This is a genomic window from Ruegeria sp. AB7, assembly GCF_056542625.1.
In genome coordinates, this window is sequence record NZ_JBQGAC010000002.1 from 620,087 (window position 1) to 638,762 (window position 18,676).

The 18,676-nt window shown below is 55.8% G+C and carries 16 protein-coding genes; 6 read left to right on the top strand and 10 right to left on the bottom strand.

Features of this window, described 5'->3' with window-relative positions; all coding sequences use genetic code 11:
- Positions 1 to 36: 36 nt before the first annotated feature.
- Positions 37 to 1,296, bottom strand: a complete 1,260-nt coding sequence (locus tag ACR0EN_RS08760) for an ABC transporter substrate-binding protein (protein WP_170394448.1) — start codon at positions 1,294 to 1,296, stop codon at positions 37 to 39.
- 140 nt (positions 1,297 to 1,436) lie between these two features.
- Here ACR0EN_RS08760 and ACR0EN_RS08765 point away from each other — a divergent pair, with 140 nt between their 5' ends.
- The 3 genes from ACR0EN_RS08765 to ACR0EN_RS08775 all read left to right on the top strand — a co-directional run bounded on the left by ACR0EN_RS08765 (position 1,437) and on the right by ACR0EN_RS08775 (position 4,372).
- The gene (locus ACR0EN_RS08765) at positions 1,437 to 2,231 is read left to right on the top strand and encodes an IclR family transcriptional regulator (protein WP_170394450.1); all 795 of its coding nucleotides are present in this window, start codon (positions 1,437 to 1,439) and stop codon (positions 2,229 to 2,231) included.
- Entirely contained in the window at positions 2,228 to 3,286 is a 1,059-nt protein-coding gene (locus ACR0EN_RS08770; protein ID WP_170407775.1) for an ABC transporter ATP-binding protein, read from the top strand. The genes ACR0EN_RS08765 and ACR0EN_RS08770 overlap by 4 nt, the downstream gene beginning before the upstream one ends.
- Before the next feature lie 63 nt (positions 3,287 to 3,349).
- A complete protein-coding gene (locus ACR0EN_RS08775; protein WP_170611661.1) occupies positions 3,350 to 4,372 on the top strand; it encodes a trans-3-hydroxy-L-proline dehydratase in 1,023 nt (340 codons plus the stop codon).
- 37 nt (positions 4,373 to 4,409) lie between these two features.
- Here ACR0EN_RS08775 and ACR0EN_RS08780 read toward each other — a convergent pair whose 3' ends face one another.
- The gene (locus tag ACR0EN_RS08780; protein WP_170422841.1) at positions 4,410 to 4,991 is read right to left on the bottom strand and encodes a YceI family protein; all 582 of its coding nucleotides are present in this window, start codon (positions 4,989 to 4,991) and stop codon (positions 4,410 to 4,412) included.
- 86 nt (positions 4,992 to 5,077) lie between these two features.
- On the opposite strand from ACR0EN_RS08780, the gene ACR0EN_RS08785 reads away from it, so the two are divergent.
- From ACR0EN_RS08785 to ACR0EN_RS08795, 3 genes are read left to right on the top strand one after another with little or no spacing between them, the layout of a single operon-like run.
- A complete protein-coding gene (locus ACR0EN_RS08785; RefSeq protein WP_170422839.1) occupies positions 5,078 to 5,614 on the top strand; it encodes a sigma-70 family RNA polymerase sigma factor in 537 nt (178 codons plus the stop codon).
- Positions 5,611 to 6,348 (top strand): hypothetical protein, encoded by a 738-nt coding sequence (locus tag ACR0EN_RS08790; protein ID WP_170422837.1) that lies wholly within the window; start codon positions 5,611 to 5,613, stop codon positions 6,346 to 6,348. Before ACR0EN_RS08785 ends, ACR0EN_RS08790 begins: the two co-directional genes overlap by 4 nt.
- Before the next feature lie 59 nt (positions 6,349 to 6,407).
- Positions 6,408 to 7,487 carry a helix-turn-helix domain-containing protein gene (locus tag ACR0EN_RS08795; RefSeq protein ID WP_170422835.1) on the top strand — a complete coding sequence of 360 codons (1,080 nt, stop codon included), beginning with the start codon at positions 6,408 to 6,410 and terminating at the stop codon, positions 7,485 to 7,487.
- Between the two features lie 172 nt (positions 7,488 to 7,659).
- Here the strand turns inward: ACR0EN_RS08795 and ACR0EN_RS08800 are convergent, their stop codons facing one another.
- The 8 genes from ACR0EN_RS08800 to ACR0EN_RS08835 form a co-directional block, all read right to left on the bottom strand.
- Positions 7,660 to 8,736, bottom strand: coding sequence for a DUF2793 domain-containing protein (locus tag ACR0EN_RS08800; protein ID WP_170818179.1), 1,077 nt, complete (start codon positions 8,734 to 8,736; stop codon positions 7,660 to 7,662).
- A 180-nt stretch (positions 8,737 to 8,916) separates the two neighbouring features.
- The gene (locus ACR0EN_RS08805) at positions 8,917 to 10,347 is read right to left on the bottom strand and encodes a mannose-1-phosphate guanylyltransferase/mannose-6-phosphate isomerase (protein ID WP_170818456.1); all 1,431 of its coding nucleotides are present in this window, start codon (positions 10,345 to 10,347) and stop codon (positions 8,917 to 8,919) included.
- Between the two features lie 77 nt (positions 10,348 to 10,424).
- Complete coding sequence (gene galU, locus ACR0EN_RS08810; RefSeq protein WP_170407796.1) at positions 10,425 to 11,318, bottom strand: UTP--glucose-1-phosphate uridylyltransferase GalU; 894 nt, start codon at positions 11,316 to 11,318, stop codon at positions 10,425 to 10,427.
- A 242-nt stretch (positions 11,319 to 11,560) separates the two neighbouring features.
- Positions 11,561 to 13,366: an ABC transporter ATP-binding protein gene (locus tag ACR0EN_RS08815; RefSeq protein WP_170818178.1), complete on the bottom strand. Its 1,806-nt coding sequence runs from the start codon at positions 13,364 to 13,366 to the stop codon at positions 11,561 to 11,563.
- A gap of 1 nt (position 13,367) precedes the next feature.
- Positions 13,368 to 14,297, bottom strand: a complete 930-nt coding sequence (locus tag ACR0EN_RS08820; protein WP_170509646.1) for an ABC transporter permease subunit — start codon at positions 14,295 to 14,297, stop codon at positions 13,368 to 13,370.
- Positions 14,298 to 14,307: 10 nt separating this feature from the next.
- Positions 14,308 to 15,231, bottom strand: a complete 924-nt coding sequence (oppB, locus tag ACR0EN_RS08825; RefSeq protein WP_170422826.1) for an oligopeptide ABC transporter permease OppB — start codon at positions 15,229 to 15,231, stop codon at positions 14,308 to 14,310.
- A gap of 66 nt (positions 15,232 to 15,297) precedes the next feature.
- Positions 15,298 to 16,926: a peptide ABC transporter substrate-binding protein gene (locus ACR0EN_RS08830; RefSeq protein ID WP_170407804.1), complete on the bottom strand. Its 1,629-nt coding sequence runs from the start codon at positions 16,924 to 16,926 to the stop codon at positions 15,298 to 15,300.
- Between the two features lie 391 nt (positions 16,927 to 17,317).
- A complete protein-coding gene (locus tag ACR0EN_RS08835) occupies positions 17,318 to 18,553 on the bottom strand; it encodes a lytic murein transglycosylase (RefSeq protein WP_170818175.1) in 1,236 nt (411 codons plus the stop codon).
- Positions 18,554 to 18,676: the final 123 nt, after the last annotated feature.

Genomic DNA, 18,676 nt, shown 5'->3' on the forward strand with positions numbered 1-18,676 from the left:
GTGTAGGCCGGGCTTCAGCCCGACCCTGGACAAGATTTAGTTGTCGTAGATGCGCTCGCGCGCACGTTCCAGCTTGGCCAGAATCTTGTCAGCGTTGTCCGGCTTGACCATGAATTCCTGGAAGCCTTCCATCGACACTTTTGCCATTTCCGCTGGTGCGTCGCGGTCCCAGAACTGTGCAACACCGCCGGGGCTGTTAGACGATAGCATGACAAAGCCCTGCTGCAGGAACTTGTCGTCGTCCACTGCGGATTGCGCGTTCACAGGCAACTGGCCGAGGTTTGCACCGTTGTTGATTTCGGTCTGTTCGTCCGCAGAGACTGCGAAACGCAGGAACTCACGCGCGGCTTCCTTGTTCGAGGCATTGGCCGGGATATGGAACGTATCGGTCGGCGCGTCTTCAGCCAGTTCAACATCGGGGTTGATGGCGACAAACTGATAGAAGTCCAACTGATCGTCGGTCAGGCCTGCTTCACGCAGCGGAGCCACAGCGAAGTTACCCATCAGATAGGCGGCGGCCTCACCGTTGACCATAAAGGGCAGGGCTTCTTGCCAGCTATAGGTCTGGTGGTTGTCAATGAATGCGCCCATGTCGATCAGCTGTTTCCAGTTGGCGAAGGTCTGCTTAACCCGGTCGTCTTCCCAGCTGATCTCGCCATTTGCGAGTTGATTGTGAAAGTCGAATCCGTTGGTGCGCATGTTCAGGTAGTCAAACCAGCCACCTGCTGTCCACAGGAACTTGGTGCCGATGGTATAACAGGCGCGGCCGGAATCGACGATCTTCTGGCAGTTGGCCAGTTCTTCTTCCCAAGTGGTCGGCTCGGTCAGACCCAGCTCATCAAAGATGTCTTTGCGGTAATAAACGCCCCATTGATAGTAGGTGTACGGAACACCCCACTGTTTGCCATCAATGGTCATCGCACCTTTGGTCGAGGCCAGATTGTCGGCGATTTCAGGTTCAGCCCACAGGTCCGAGACGTCTTCGAAAAGACCCGCTTCAACATAAGGCTTCATCCGGTTGGCTGCATACCAGGTGGCAACGTCTGGCGTGTCAGCCGTCAGGAAGTTGCGAATCTGGGTCTTGTAGGCCTCACGGTCGATCACGGTGGTTTCGATTTCCAGACCGGGATGCTCGGCCGCGAATCGCTCGATCATCGCTTCCATCGTCGCGCGCGGCGCCGGGTTGGACGTATCGAGGAAGATTCGCAGCTCGCCGGTCAGCTCTGCTGCGACGGGCGCAGCAAGTGCCACACTGGCAGCCAAAGCAGCCGCTGTGCGCTTGAACATGGAATGCATAGTTTCCTCCCTTAAGCTTCCATATTGGTCTCAAATATTGAAACCTTGTTTTATATATTGAAAACTACACATCGACTCGGCTACTCTTGTCAAGACCCTCGTGCCCAAAGCCGAGGGAAAGTGGAGGAGAACAGGCACCCGTGGCAGGTGACGGAACAATAGGAAAAGCATGTGACGTGCTGGAACAGGTCGCGGCCTTCGAACGCCCGGTGCGGTTCGGGGAATTGCTGGAACGCAGTGAATTTCCCAAGGCGACGCTATACCGTTTTCTGCAGTCGCTAACCAATCAGGGCATGCTGCATTACGAACCGGAACGGCAGACTTATTCGCCAGGTATGCGATTGGTGCGACTGGCGCATTCGGCATGGACGCATAGCTCATTAGCTCCAATTGCGCGGCCTTTCCTGGACGCTCTCAGCGCCGAGACAGGGGAGACCGTGCACTTGGCGCAACTTGATTCCGGGCAGGTGCTTTATGTGGATAAGCGCAACGCGCAACGACCAATTGAGATGTATTCTGAGGCCGGCAAGGTCGGCCCGGCCTATTGCACAGGCGTTGGCAAAGCGATGATGGCCTATTTGGACGAGGCACAGTTGGAAAAGACGATCTCGCAACAAAGCTTTCATCGGTTCACTGACAAGACCTTGGCCTCGGAAAAGGCATTGCGGGCTGATCTCGTTAAGATCCGCAGCCGTGGTTACGCAGTTGATGATGAAGAGCATGAGCCTGGCATCATCTGCATTGCCTGTCCGATTCTGACTAACGGGGGCCGCATGTTGGGGGCCCTTTCGGTGACAGGATCGACTGGGCGAATGGATTTCGAGCAATTGCAATCTTGGGTGCCGCGCGTCCGGCGCGTCGCTGAACAGATCGGCACAGAAGCACAGGCGTGGCGGTTCCCCGAGGGCCAACAGAATAGGATGCAAGCAACATGACAGGTGTAACCCTGAAAGGCGCGATCAAACGGTATGGCCAGACGCAGGTCATTCACGGGATTGATCTGCAGATTGAAGATGGTGAGTTTTGCGTGTTCGTGGGCCCCTCGGGCTGCGGTAAGTCGACGCTGTTGAGGATGATCGCGGGTTTGGAAGAAACCTCGGACGGGGAAATCCATATCGGCGCACGTGAAGTCACGCATGTGGATCCTGCCAAACGCGGAGTGGCGATGGTTTTTCAAACCTATGCGCTCTATCCCCATATGACCGTGGCCGAGAACATGGGATTTGGTCTGCGGATGAACGGTGTTGCCAAGGCCGAGATCGATCAGAAGGTTCAGGAAGCGTCAAATATTCTGAAGCTCGACCAATATCTGAAACGCAAACCCAAAGCGTTGTCCGGCGGTCAGCGTCAGCGGGTCGCGATCGGGCGTGCCATTGTGCGCGGCCCCGAGGTGTTCCTGTTCGACGAACCGCTCTCGAATCTGGATGCAGAACTTCGCGTGGAAATGCGGGTTGAAATTGCGCGGCTTCATCAGGAAATCGGCGCGACGATGATCTATGTTACGCACGATCAGGTTGAGGCGATGACCATGGCCGACAAGATTGTGGTATTGCGCGACGGTCGGATTGAGCAAGTGGGAGCCCCTATGGACCTGTATCGCGACCCCGACAATAAGTTCGTGGCGGGTTTCATCGGGTCTCCTGCAATGAACTTCCTTGAGTGCGATGTCGTGGACGGCATGGTGCGGCACCCTGCACTTACTGATGATGTCCCGGTCACCGAGAGCGTTCCCAAAGGAGCGACGAAAGTAACATTGGGTATTCGCCCCGAGCATATTCAGGTGGATCGAAACGGTGACACCTGCACAGTTGATCTGACCGAAGCGCTCGGTGGTGTTTCATATTCTTATCTGCTGACGCCAAATGGCGATAAGCTGATTGTGGAAGAACGGGAAGACCAACGCAGTACGACCGGTGACCGCATCGGGCTTTCGGTTCGTCCTGAGCGTGCGATGCTGTTCGATCCCGAGACGGGTCAGCGGCTGCGATAGGGCTTGCCAGACCGGATCTGTTTTGCATGACTGCGCATTATCCATCGGCTTTTCGGAGGCTTTATGCGCAGTTCCAAAACCATCCATGTAATCTCGGCCCATGCTGAAGGCGAAGTGGGCGACGTTATCGTCGGTGGTGTCGCTCCGCCTCCGGGAGAGACGATATGGGACCAAAGGACCTTTATCGCTGAGGACCAGACATTGCGGGATTTCATGCTGAATGAACCTCGCGGCGGCGTCTTTCGTCATGTGAATCTTCTGGTTCCACCAAAAAAAACCGAGGCCGATGCAGCGTTCATCATCATGGAACCGGAAGACACGCCACCGATGTCAGGCTCCAACTCGATTTGTGTCTCAACGGTTCTGTTGGACAGTGGCATTCTTCCGATGCACGAGCCTGAAACCCATCTGACATTGGAAGCCCCAGGAGGGTTGATCCGCGTCCGCGCCGAATGCCGCAATGGCAAGGCCGAACGTATCTTTGTGCATAATGTACCAAGTTTCGTCGACAAGCTGGATGCCCGGATCGAGGTTGAGGGCATCGGGACGTTGCGCGTGGATACCGCGTTTGGTGGCGACAGTTTTGCAATTGTCGATGCCGCCGATCTGGGTTTCGAGCTTACCCCTGATGAAGGGGCTGATCTTGCAAGGACTGGCGCGCGTATCACCGATGCCGCCAATGAGCAGCTTGGCTTCGATCACCCCACTAAAGACTGGAGTCACATTTCGTTTTGCCAGATTGCAGGCCCGCTCGATCGTCAGGGCGATATTCTCATCGGACGAAATACTGTCGCCATCAAACCGGGTAAGCTGGATCGTTCACCTTGTGGCACCGGTGCTTCAGCCCGGATGGCGGTTTTGCTGGCCAAGGGAGAAATGACGATGACCGATCGCTACCACGCGCGTTCAGTCATCAACAGTGAATTTCGCTGCCGTATCGTAGAGCGGCATGATCTGAACGGCCGCGTGGCGATCACCCCGGAAATCTCGGGGCGAGGCTGGATTACGGGTACGCACCAGCACATGCTGGACCCCGATGACCCATGGCCTGGCGGCTATCGCCTAAGCGACACTTGGGGGGCATAAGCCGGGGCCAAATTCGACCCCGTACTTTTCTTAGGTTTCAGCCTTCAAGACTGAACATCAATCGTGCGGTCACCGGTACGGTGCGGGTGATGCTGGGTAGTTGTGCCAACTCCATCAGCTTGTCTACGCCTGCCGAAACGCCCGCATCCTCGGTGCTGATGAACACCATGTCGTTGGTTGAAACCATGACGGTATCTTCGGCCACACGCAGGACAAACATATCGGTGTAGAATTCCACCTCGGTCCCCGCCAGAGCCAGCTTCGCATCCACCTCAATCGTGTTACTGGCTCCCACATCCAGTTTCGACACTTGGTCCATATCAATATTCGCGCTCAATGTCGCGGTCGCGGCCTTGCGAAACACATACTCGATCATCCGTTCGTTACGGATGTCGATATTCGTTTCGACCGACGACAGATCGATATCGATATTAACCTTGCCATCTTCGCTGACATGACCCGAAAGGTTGGTGAAAGAATTGACCTCTCCAACATCATCGATCTTGACCGTTCCATAAGCCAGATGAGACGCATCCGGGTTTAGTGTCCAATCAGCGGCCAGACCCGGGCCTGCAATAATAGCCGACGCAATCGTGATTGTTTTGAACAGAAGTTTCATTTCTTTCCTCCAGGATCTATGACAGTTCTGACCAAGCGGGCCCGGTCCCATGTCAAAGCAAACACACACAGGTCGCGTTTTATTCGATGAGTGTTGAGATAAGCACCGAACAAGCCGTGCGCGGCGCGATCCAGACCCACTCGAAACGGGTCTGGCGGTTTGGGCTGGCTTTGTCGGGTGCGTCGGACGTTGCGGATGATCTGTTGCAGGCGACGGCATTGCGTGCGTTGGAGAAGCACCACCAGGTCACCTCGTATGAACGGCTGGACAGTTGGCTGATGACGATCTGCCGTTCAATCTGGCTGAACGAGATACGGGCGCGATCCGTAAGAAAGGCGCAGGCGCTTTCAGTCACGCCCGAGGCGGAATTAGTCGCGACAGGGCCTGATTCAGAAACGAATATTTTCGCCGCTCAGGTGTTTACTCAAGTGATGCAGCTGCCAGAGGCGCAACGTGAAACGGTGATGCTTGTGTTTGTCGAAGGCTACAGCTACCGCGAAGCTGCGGATATGCTGGACGTACCCATCGGCACAATCATGAGCCGGCTTTCCAATGCCCGGCAGAAACTGAAAACCGTTATGCAGCACGATGCGGCTGACACCGTGCAACGGAGTGGCAAATGAAGTTTTCCGACGAAACACTTCTGGCCTATCTGGAAGGCAGCCTCGATGAGGCCGAAGCCCGCGGCATCGAAGACGCGGTGGCCGAGGATTCTGCACTCGAACACCGTCTCATGGCGCTCGACCCATTTGCCCAGGTTGTGCAGCAGGCTTTTGAAGGCATTCCAACTGAGGCGCCTTCGATCGATCTGCCCATACCAAGCGCTCAACAGTCCAATGCCGGACCGCTCCGTTTGCTGGCGGTCGCAGCCTCAGTTGCTGTTATTGCTGCGTCTGCAACATTCTGGGCCACGCGACCACCGGCATTGGGCTGGGCGGAGCAGGCTGCGATCTATCAATCGCTTTATTCACCGGACACGATTGCCGATCTGGACAATTCTCAGCAAACGCTGGACGCGCAGTTTGTTCAGGCCGAGGCTCAGTTGGGTCGTTCACTGAACCGGGGCGTATTGGAAAATCTGCCGGGCCTTGATCTGAAACGTGCTCAGGTACTGTCGTTCAAAGGTAAACCTTTGGTGCAGGTGGTCTTTGCTGACGCCCAGGGTAATCCGGTGGCGTTTTGTGTGATCCGGCAAGGCGCGGGAGCACCGGTCAAGGATGTGAACCTTGCGGTGCTCAGTGGTCTTGCGACAGCGACATGGGCGAATGATGGCTACGGCTATATGCTGTTGGGTGGAGATGCGCAAACAGACCTGAGTGGAGAACTAAGTGTTTTGACCGAGGCGTTTTCAGGCTGAGCGACAAGAATCCGCAAAACCACTTGTGAACCGCGGTAAATGCCCGAAGAATACCCGACATGAAGCCGAACCCTCAGATATCGGACCCGGATGATGAGGCCTTGGAAGAAGGGCCGCGCAGCATCTATGACACCGATCCGCCGGAAGACGAGGATTTGTGGTTCCTCCCGCCTGACGGCGACGAAGACCCGGGAGAATTTCTGCCCTCTGTACCGAGACCGGACCAGCGTTTGCTGTTTGACCCAAGGGACTGGCGTGCGGCCCAATCCGAGTTATCAGCTGAACTTGCCGATCTGGCCGTGACATTTGGAGCTCTGGATGAACGTTTGCGCGCGGGTCCCAAGGGGTGGGGTCACCGTCTGGCCCTGATGGAGGTCTCGGATCTGGGCTGGTGGACGGGCGATCGGATCAGCGTCGACCGCCTTGCGCTTTGGACCGGTTTGCGGATCGGAGCAACCGGTGATGATGTGCAGGCTTTGTATCGGGCGGGATGGGCAGTGAGGCGGCTGTCGTCGGGTGCTGCGCCATCAGAGGGCGGCTGGGATGCGGGGCTGACCGCTTTTCTAGACCGTCAGGCCCAAGGTTTCGAAGATACACCCGAAGCAGTGATTGATCTGGCGGAAACCATGCGAAATGTCGCCGGTTTGCACCCGGTTACCCAGGCCGCCATCGGATTTCACGCCTGGCGCGCGTTGTCTCCTGGCATAGGACAGGATACCGAGGCTGCGGTCATCGCGGCCCGTCATGCCTCCGCGATGGGTCGAGGTGGCGCATTGTTCATGCCGCTTTCTCTGTCGGGCCCAGGTGCATTGCGGGGGGCAGGATCGTTGGACGAGAAACTTTCGGCCTGGATTCAGGGGGCAGGTCAGGCCTCACTTGCGGCTTTGCTGCATTTGGACCGGATCAGCGCTTGGGAAGGGCGCGCCCGCGACGCCATTTCGGACCTAAGCGGTCGAACCCCACCCGTGCTGATTGATGCATTAACGGCTTGGCCGATGGTTTCCGCCCCGCTGGCCGAAGAACTGACCCATGCCTCGCGTGCAGCGGCACAGCGAAATCTGGACAAATTCAGCGATAGGGGGCTAATCCGCGAAGTAACCGGGCAGGGTCGATATCGCGTATGGACGGCGGCCTTGTAACTGGCCTTGATCTGCCACTTTCACAAAGAGTGAAATGATAGGGTTGTTAGCTGGGTTCCTAGTGTCGATCTTGGGTACAGGATAAGATAGATCTTTGCGTGTTGTCTGGATCGGTCAGAAACCAATTTGCAAGAACGATAACCGTCCGGGCGATGGCCCGAACGGTCTTTATTCAGTACCAACGTCCGACTGCGATCACTGTTGGCGCTATACTGGTAGCGTCCAAGGATGGAGCCATCACCTGATAAGTCGCTTGAGTTTCTGAAGGTGCATCAAACCCCATAAATCGGCCAATACCGCCGCCGTTCCCGCTGAGAGCGGGAGAACTGCTGTCAGCAAAGGCAATAGGGAAATCCCAATTGGCGGTACCGCTGGCGAACATACTACCAGTTGCGGTCGTGCAGGCCACAGCACTTAGAACGGCGGTGCAAATCTGGGTTCCATCGGCAAAGCGCGTGTAGTCACCATTTGCATTGCCGCCCCTCTCGATCACCGCTCCGCTGGGTACGCCGCTGCTTTCGGATACGGTGCCCAGCACATTGCCCGGTCCGTACCCGTAATCTGCCCGCATCAGGCGACCCGAGGTGGTGTCATCGGCGCTGCTTTGCACAGCCGCTCCGCTGGCTGTTCCGGTTGTGGCGTCAAACCGCAAAGCATCGACCCAGCTTCCGCCATCCTGCGAGACCTTGATTGAAAAATTTGTATCGCCGGATAGGCCCATTTCGGCATGGCCGGTCCAGTTCGATTGAAACAGCAGCGAGGCAGTATCACCGGCACCAGCCTTGTTGATCTTGAGTTGGTGGCCAGCGCCCTCATGCGTCAACAAGGTGGCAGGGCTACGTACGGCCAGACGGTTTGTGCTGTCTGATCCGGTTGCGACGCCGATCCCGGAAAGGTTCTGTGTATTGACCGGCTGGTCGATCCACGCCGACCCGTCCCAGACTTTCAACAGCCCTGCATTTTGATCCCAAGCCCGCCAGCCCATGTCGGGCGTCAAGAAATGCCACCCGTTGTCCAACCAAGCCGCCAGTTTTCCACCCTGTCCGGACCATGCCCCGGTCGGAGACGTGCCCAATGCATAGGTTTCACCCTGATCAGGAGCAGCTGGTGGGATCGTCGCGTTAACGGACGCAACGCTTAGCTGCACCACCAGATCTAGCGCACGCAGCGCTTCGTTATGGGTCACATGTTTTTGGGCCTGCGCGGGTTGCAGATAGGGCAGATTTAGACGGGGAGAGTTCTGTGGCATGGGCATCCTCCTGTGGTGTCGGTCCGATGATGATTGCGCGCCACACTGCCGTGATGTGCGTAAATCCCGCCTGACCCAGCCGAACTCCCAGGTTTCGAATTTTTAAGATTTGGTCTCGGATATATGGAGACATCTGCCTTGCAGATGCCCCAAACTTGGATCAGTTCTTGAAATCAGATCTCAGTCACGCGCGTAGACATCTTCGTAGCGAATAATGTCATCTTCACCCAAATAGGTCCCGGTCTGCACCTCGATAAGAACCATTGGCACTTTGCCTGGGTTTACCATCCGGTGCACGGCCCCGAGCGGCACATAGACGGATTCATTCTCAGACACGAGCTGTACCTTGTCGTCAATAGTCACCTCGGCGGTGCCTTCCACGACAATCCAATGCTCGGACCGATGGTGATGCGATTGCAAGCTCAGCGAAGCGCCGGGATGGACGTGAATGCGTTTGACCTGAAACCGATCGCCGATGACGAGGCTTTCGAACCATCCCCAAGGGCGATGATCAACGGGCAATGCTTCCGCCTGCTTGGCGCCTTTTGCCTTCAATGCTGCGACGGCCTGCTTGACGTCTTGCGCCCGGTCCATGCTGGCGACCAAAACCGCGTCAGGCATAGCCACGGTGATTACGTTCTCTAACCCCATTGCAACAACTTCTTGCGCGGGCGATTCAGAACGCACCAGCACGTTGCGACAATCTATGGCGGTCACTTCGCCGGCAGTTGCAACGCCGTCCGTATCGGGGTTGCTAAGCTCTTGTACGGCAGACCAGCTGCCCACGTCTGACCACCCGGCGGCATAAGGGACAACGCTGAGATTGTCGGCCTTCTCCATAACCGCATAGTCGATAGAGATGTCCTGAGCCGTCGCCCAGGCCTCGGGATCTAACCGCAGGAAGCCCAGATCACACTGCGCATGCTCAACCGCCTTCTGAACGGGCGCAATTAGATCATGTGCATGCTGGTCGAACGCCTCAAGAATATCTCGGACTGCGAACAAAAAGATGCCCGAGTTCCAAAGATAACTCCCTTCAGCCACCATTGCCTTGGCGTTTTCAAGATCGGGTTTTTCAACGAACCGGTCAAGTTGCACAGAAGCGCCTGACGAGTCCGGTGCTTGGGCGAGCTTAAGGTAGCCATACCCGGTTTCGGGTCGGTCGGGTGTGATCCCAAATGTCACCAGATCTCCACGCTCGGCTATTGTTCGGACACCTTCGGTGACGGCCTCGTGAAAGGCCGCACTGTCTGGAATAACGTGATCCGACGCGGCTACCAGCATCATCCCGTCGGGATCAATGGATGAAAGGTGCAGGGCAGCGGCCAGCACTGCAGGTGCAGTATTGCGTCCTTCGGGTTCGATCAAGATCGGACCCGGATCGACTCCGATGGCCATCAATTGTTCAGGGACAACAAAGCGGAAAGCCTCGTTGGTCAGGATCAGAGGTTTGGCGTAAGGCGCGTCGGTCGGGCCTTTCAACCGCTCGGCACATTGCTGCAGCAGGCTGGTTTCACCAATCAGCGGAACAAACTGTTTGGGGTAGCTTTTACGCGACAACGGCCAAAGCCGAGTGCCGGATCCGCCACATAAAATTACAGGATAGACCATGCTCACGGTGCCTGCCCCTTCTGAACCTTTTATCTTAAACTATTGAATTGAAATCGGAATAGCTGACACAACTAGGCCTACTGCGCGGCCCGATCAGAGGCCACGACTTCATGCAGATATTGGTTTAGGTCGTCGCGCAGATCATCGCGAGCCAATGCGAACGAGACCGTTGCCTGCAGAAAGCCAGCCTTTGAACCACAATCGAACCGCTGTCCGTCAAACTTGTAGCCAAAAACAGGAACACCATTGCCAATATCCTCAGCAATTGCGTCGGTCAGTTGGATTTCGCCGCCACTTCCCTTCTTTTTCTGGTTCAGATTGTACAGAACCGAAGGACCCAAGATGTAACGACCGATCACCGCTAGATTGGATGGCGCGTCCTCGGGTTTCGGTTTTTCAACCATTCCTTTGGCACGGACAACCGTTCCAACATTCTGGCCGGTATCCAGAATACCGTAGGAGCTGGTTTTTTCGTTGGGAACTTCCATCGCGGCGACCATGTTGCCGCCGGTTTCCTCATAGGCTTCGACCATCTGCTGTAGGCAGGGTTTGTCGGCGGCAATCACATCGTCGGGCAGCATCACGGCAAAGGGTTCATCCCCGATCAGTCGACGGGCGCACCAGACCGCATGCCCCAATCCCAAAGCCTTGTGTTGACGGATATAGGCAATTGCTCCGCTTTCCATATTGGTTGCGTTCAAGACTTCAAGCAGTTCGTCTTTGCCCTTAGACTTGAGGTCCTGCTCCAGCACGAGATTGTGATCGAAATAGTCCTCAAGTGCTGATTTTCCGCGCGATGTCACGAAGATGAATTCAGTGATCCCGGCCGCACGCGCTTCGTCGATGGCATATTGGACCAGCGGACGATCAACCAATGTCATGATTTCCTTTGGCACCGACTTTGTCGCCGGAAGAAACCGAGTGCCCATTCCCGCTACGGGAAATATCGCCTTGGTGACTTTGCGTACCATATTACCTCACTAATTCTATATATTGCCGACGACTCTCGGTGATGCCGGAGCCCCCACATATAATCTAAAATCCTACCAATCAATCACACCCGGCTGGTCTGCTACGGGTTCGCTGGAATCTGCCATTAACTTAAGGGCAGAGTCAAAACGAAACACGACCGAAAGCGGGATCACCGAACCAATCCACTAATCACTTGTTCTATGAAGTTTAAAACGCGCCCCTTAGATCGGGGCGCGTAAGATTATGCATTGGCCATAATCGCCTCAAGCGGATCGTGTTCGGCGACGAAATGATCCGGGGCAATCTCACTGAGTTGAGGTACATAGTCGGTCTCACCCATAGACAATCTGCTGGGCAAAAAGCGCAAAGCTGCTTTCGGATCCATGGGAGAAGGCAATTCTCCCGGTAGTTTAAGCCTTTGGCGGCTGCGCTCGACATCCGGATCAGGGATCGGAACCGCCGAAATCAGGGACTGAGTGTAAGGATGTTTCGGTTCGGAACAGATCACTTCACCATCGCCCAATTCAACGATGCGGCCCAGATATAGAACCATGATCCGGTTCGAAACCGCGCGTACCACAGACAAATCGTGGCTGATGAAGATCATCGATAGGCCAAACTCTTGTTGCAGTTCACGCAACAATCCTACGATCTGGGCTTGAATGGACACATCCAGCGCAGAAACTGCCTCGTCACAGATAATCAGTTTTGGTTTGTTGATCATGGCACGCGCGATTCCAACACGCTGGTTTTGCCCCCCGGACAGCTCGTGCGGATACCGGTTGATCATGTTGGCCTTCAAGCCAACACGCTCCATCATCTCTGCGACCAGCTCTTTGCGTTCCCGTTCGGTCAGATCCGGGCGATAGGTTTTCAACGGTTCTGCGATCGAGGCCGAGATCGTCATCCGTGGATCAAGGCTCGCCAGCGGGTCCTGAAACACGATCTGCAGGTCCTTGCGGTACTTGTTCAACTCGGCCCGTTTCAGCCCGACGATCGGATGCCCCAGCCAGCTGACATTGCCCGCGCTGGGTTCGATCAGTTGCAGCACAGCCCGGGCCAGCGTGGATTTGCCACAGCCGGATTCTCCAACAACACCTAGGGTCTCGCCCTTTCGGATGTCGAAACTCACGCCATCAACGGCTTTCAGCGGTACCTTGTGCCCAAAAAGACCTCCCGAGACATGGATGGGGAAATGAACCTTGACGTCATCTACTTTCAGTAGCGGTTCTCCCGTCTGCGTAAGAGCTTTCGGAGCATCGCCCGCATCAATTCGCGGCATAGCCTCAAGTAGCGTTCGGGTATAATCATGCTGAGGAGAACGAAAGACTTCGCGCGTGTCACCGGCCTCCACAAACTCACCCATACGCATGACTTGAATATTGTCGCACATGCGCGCAACAACGCCCATGTCATGGGTGATCAGAGCTATGGCCGTACCTTCATCCTTTTGCAACCGTACCATCAGGTCCAAAATGTCGGCCTGAACGGTCACATCCAACGCAGTAGTCGGCTCATCCGCGATCAAAAGTTTGGGATTACACAGCATCGACATGGCGATCATCACACGCTGACGCATGCCACCAGACAATTCATGTGGATATTGATCCAGCCGCCGTTTCGCTTCGGGGATGCGAACGCGATTCAGCCAGTCAAGGCAACGTTGGCGGGCAGCCGAGCCTTGCAAACCTTCGTGAACCTGTAGCACTTCGCGCATCTGCTGGCCGACTCGCAGATGTGGGGTCAGGGCGGTCAGCGGATCCTGAAAAATCATGCCGACGTCTGAGCCACGAATCTTGTTGATTTTGTTCACAGGTAGATTCAGGATTTCCTGACCATTCAGCAAAGCAGAGCCAGACGCATGGCCAGCGGAGGGCAACAGCCCCATCGCTGCCATGAACGTCTGGCTTTTGCCCGAGCCACTTTCGCCGACGATGCCCAGACATTCGCCGGGATTGATGTCGAAACTGATGCCTTTTACAGCCTCAACCACGCCATCGGGCGTATCAAATCGGACGCTCAGGTCCTTAACGGAAAACAGACTCATATCAGCGATCCTTCGGGTCCAAAGCGTCGCGCAGCCCGTCACCGATGAAGAACATGGTGATGATGATGGCGACATAAAAAGTAAGAGGGAACATCAGCTGCCATAGCGTACCATACGCCATGGTGCCAGCCCCTTCAGCGATCAGGCGGCCCAACGATGTGTAGGGTTCTGAGATCCCGAGGCCCAGGAACGAGATGAAACTTTCGGTCAGGATCATCTCAGGCACCAGTAACGAAGCGTACACGATCACAACGCCCAACAGGTTGGGCAGAATGTGTCGGTACATGATGGTGAACTCACTGACACCGGCGGCGCGCGCGGCTTCGATAAACTCGCGGTTCTTGAGGGTCAGGGTTTGCCCCCGAACAATCCGCGCCATCGTCAGCCAACCGACCGCGCCCAATGCGATGAACAGCATAAAGAAGGACCGTCCCGCCACGACTAGCAGCAGAATGATGATCAGTGTTGCCGGAATTGCCAGAAGGATATCCACGAACCGCATCATGGCGCTGTCGGTGCGCCCGCCGATATATCCGGCGGTGATGCCATAACAGGTGCCGACGATCAGAGCGGTCGCGGCCCCGATCAAACCGACCAGCAGCGATGTGGTGGTGGCCTGAATGACGCGACTGTATAGGTCGCGCCCCAAATCATCGACGCCAAAATAGTGTCCGGTTTCCATGGACGGCATACCCATGCCGCGCACGTCCCCCATGACGTTCCAGTCGATCTCTTCATTGTTCCAGACTGCGAAGTAAGGGCCAACAATCGTGAACAACACGATCAGACCCAGAATGAAAACGCTGGCCATAGCGGCCTTGTTGCGGACAAAACGTATCCGTGCGTCCTGCCAAAGCGAGCGCCCCTGAATGACCGTGTAATCAGTGATTTCCTCGGCCAGATGGGCGGCTTTTTGTGATTTTCCAAGCATTGCCTGCCCCTCAGTATCGGATTTTTGGATCGAACCAGGCATAAGCCAGGTCGGTCAGAAGGTTCACAACCACGGTCAACGCGCCGTAAAGAATGGTGACCCCTAGCAGCACAGCATAGTCGCGAGACAAAGCCGAGCCGACATAGGCCTGCCCCAGACCACCGGTTGAGAAATAGATGTCGACAAAAACCGAACCGGTCAGAACGTAGACAAAAACCGGCCCGAGGTACGAGACAACGGGAAGCAATGTCGGCTTAAGCGCATGGCGCCAGATCACGGTTCTTGTCGGCAATCCCTTGGCCCGTGCAGTTCGAATGAAGTTCGAGTTCAGAACCTCCAGCATCGATGACCGCGTAATCCTTGCGATTGAGCCCATGTAGGAGGTCGCCAACGCAATCACCGGCATCACCAGATACTGCCATTGACCGCCATGCCAGCCGCCACCCGGCAGCCACCCCAGCCACAGGGTAAAGGTCAGGATCAGGATCGGCCCCATGATGAAGTTAGGAAGCGCCTGAGCGGCGATACCCAGACCCACCGCAAAGTAGTCAATCCAGCTATTGTGTTTGATTGCAGCGGCAATTCCCAGCGCGACGCCAACGGAAGTTGCCACCAGGAAAGACAACGAACCATAGGTCAGCGAAATCGGGAAACCCTGCGCGATGATGTCGTTCACATCCCGATCCTTGAATTTGAAGGACGGTCCGAAATCGAAATGCACCACGATGTTATACAGATAGTCCCAAAGCTGTTTCCACAGCGGTTGGTCCAATCCATAACGCGCCTCGATATTGGCCAGAACCTGCGGCGGCAATGGCCGTTCCGAGGTGAATGGCCCGCCAGGCGCGATGTGCATGAGGAAAAAGCAGGCGACGATCAGTAACAGGATCGTCGGAATAGCGACCAGCAGCCGCTTTAAACTGTAGGCAAGCATTTCATGCCCCCGTGTTTATTGGCCCTGCCCCGGATGTCTCCGGGGCAGGGCGTGGTTCAAAGACGACTATTCAGCGAGCTTGTAGAGGTTTTTCGAGTACCAGTTCTGCTCGACGTTGTTCACCGGCCAGTTGCCTACATCGCTGTCCATCATATAGACGCCTGCGTAGTGATAGATCGGGATCACAGGCGTTTCTTGGGCGATGATGCGTTCAACTTCGGTGTAAAGCGGAGCCGGATCGTCCGAGGTTTTGGCCTCGGCCAGCAGCTCATCAACGCGCGCGTTGGCATATTTGCCGTCATTATAGCCCGAGTCCGACTGCAGTAGGTCCAGGAAGGTTGACGCCTCGTTGTAGTCTCCGCACCAAGCACCACGTGCCAGCTCAAAGTTTTGGTTGCCGCGCTCCTCGAGGAAGACTTTCCACTCCATATTTGCCAGTTCGGCGTTCACGCCAAGCTTCTGCTTCCACATCTGGCTCAGCGCAACGGCGACCTTCTTGTGGTTTTCCGCGGTGTTATAAACCATCTGGAAGCTCAGAGGGTTGTCAGGCCCATAACCTGCTTCTGCTAGAAGCTCCTTCGCCAACTCGTCGCGTTCGGCTTGGGACATGGATGCCATTTCAACGGCCGGTACGGTGAAGCCTGCGGTTGCTTCGGGGGCGAAAGTGTAGGCTTCGGGCTGACCGCCTGCCATCACTTTTTCGGTGATAATCGCACGATCAACGGCCAGTGACAGGGCTTGGCGGACGTTCGGGTCCTTGAAAGCCTCGGGGCCACCATCAGATAGGTTGAAGGTGTAATAATAGTTGCACAGGCGTGGGAAGCTGATGGCTTCTACAGGGTGCTCTTCCTTCAGACGTGGGTACTGGCCGGCTGGAATTTCGGTGCGGTCCAGTTCGCCAGCCAAATAGCGGGTCAGGGCGACGTTTTCATCATTGATGACCAGCGCCACGACCTTGTCGATGATGGTGTTATCGTTGTCCCAATAGGCGGTGTTGCGTTCACGTACCGAGCGTTCCTGCGGCAGGTGCTCGGTCAGAACATAAGCGCCGTTCGAGACGATGTTTTCCGGTTTGGTCCAGGCGTCACCAAATTCTTCGATCACTTTCTGCGGTGCCGGGAAGGTTGTCGAATGTGTGGTCATCTGCGGGAAATAGGGAAGGGGGGCGCTCAGGCGGACTTCCAGCGTTTTGTCGTCGATGGCTTTGACACCCAACTCATCTACCGGTTTTTCGCCCGCGATGATCTCGGCAGCGTTTTCGATCGACATCAGTTCCATGAACCACGCATAGGGCGACGACAGTTCGGGATCGACGGCGCGCTTCCAGGCATACACAAAGTCACCTGCGGTCACCGGATCACCATTCGACCACTTCGCTTCATCGCGCAGGGTAAAGGTGTAAACGTCCTTGGTATCGTTGACCGAGAATTCGGTGGCGACACCAGGAACCAGGTTACCGTCCTCATCCTGATTCATCAGGCCTTCAAACAGATCGCGAACAATTTCTGCACCCGACACATCTTCTACGACTTGCGGGTCGACCGAGCTGTGTTCATCGAGAATCCGATAGGTGAAGGTCTGATCGTCGGCCAGGGCTTCTCCGGTTTCGGGATGTGTACCGGCAGCAATTGCAGCACCGGTAATGATGGTCGAGGACAACAGTCCTGCCAAAGAGGTTCTGATTATTTTGTTCATGTGTTTACTCCCATTTTGTATGGTTTCGAACGTCCAAACCGCATTCGCGGTGGGCGCTTGTCTGCCATTTTGTCTCCGGCAATTGTCTGGACTTTACCTTGATCTAGATCGTGCCAAGATCGATAATTTCGGCATTCATGCATCAGGCAATGTCGGAGATCCGAATGCGAAAGCTATCTTTCACTGCCCATGAACCTGTCAGTTTTGAAGCAAAGGTAAAGGGTTTTGCGGTGGGTGAAGACCACAAAGGCTGATTAGAACCGCAGCCGGCGGAGGTGTTAAAATTTTATTTTGAAACACTTCGTGGCAGTGACATTTTCGTGAAGCTCAACATATCACCGTGGGTGAATGTGTTCGCATTGATGCTCGTAAATGGCGAATCAGTACGCTGCTACGGCTTCAGAACGGCCTTCAATGAGGCATCGGGGAAGCAGGTTGGTGTGCTTCCAGAAGCCTCTTGCCAGCGCCCGATCGAGCGTCGGGTTTTGTATCCGGGCAGGCCATCGACGCCACCGACGTCATGACCCTGTTGAACAAGCACCTGCTGCATGCTGGCGACATCTGAACGATAGAGATTGCCGACATCGCCCCAACGACCCCGAAAATCGCCAACTCCGTATTGGATGCGATCACCGACATGTCCCACAAACAGCGCATAAAGGTCGCTGGTGTTATAGTCTTTGAGGACATAGAAATTGGGCGTTACGATAAAGGCCGGACCGCTACGACCGGCAGGCATCATAAGATAGCCCTCGGCATCAAGTTCATGTGCCGGAAAAGGTTTGCCGGAAACGCGATTTACGCCCATGGCGACCCAATCGCGGATCAACCGCCCCTGATCAGGGCCCTCCAACGCGCAAGAAACGGTCGTGGGTAGGATAACTTCGAACCCCCAGTCGCGGCCTGTCACCCATCCGTGCTCGTCAAGATACGCGCCGATTGATGCAATCGTGTCCGAGGCTGAGCCCCAGATATCAGTTCGGCCATCGCCATCGCCATCGCGCGCGTAAGTCAGAAAATTTGTGGGCATGAACTGAGGCTGCCCCAAGGCACCCGCCCAACTGCTTTTCAGTGCGTTGCCTTGGCCGTGACCGGATTCTGCGATCTGTAGCGCAGCAATTAGTTCAGCCGTGAAATACTCTGCCCGTGTGCTCATGAACCCTTTGGTGCCCAGCACCTGAAACGCATTATGGCGGATAGGGACTTGTCCGTATCCGCTTTCGCGGCCCCAGATGGCCAGTATGATACGGGCGGGTACGCCGGTTTCTGTCTCGACACGTGATAGCGTGTCCGCGTAGCGCCTAGCCATCTTGCGACCGACGGAGGTGGCACCCTGGACTGATCCGGCATTGAAATATCGACCAGGTGAGCCGAACTCGGCCTGCCGTTGTTGCTTGGGTGTCTTTTGGGGGCTTCCCGGCGGAACCAGGTCAGGAAGGTCCCAGTTTAGCGTTACCCCGTCAAAGGCGGTTTGGAACGTGCGTTTCGAAACGCCCTTGGCTTTTGCCTGAGGCCATATGGCTTGTTGTAGCCAGTTCTGGAACTGACGTTCAACCTCAGCGCGATCTTGCGCTACCGAGGGGGCGGCAAGACAAACCAGAGAGACTATAGCAAGAACCAAACGCATATGATTGGTCTCGCGCGCGCTTGACCTCATGTCAACAGCGGCGGCGCAGGGTGATTTTGGAAAAGTTCTTGAGAAAATCCGTGACTCTGCCGATAGTTGCCGGGAAACCCCGCCGCAAGAGGA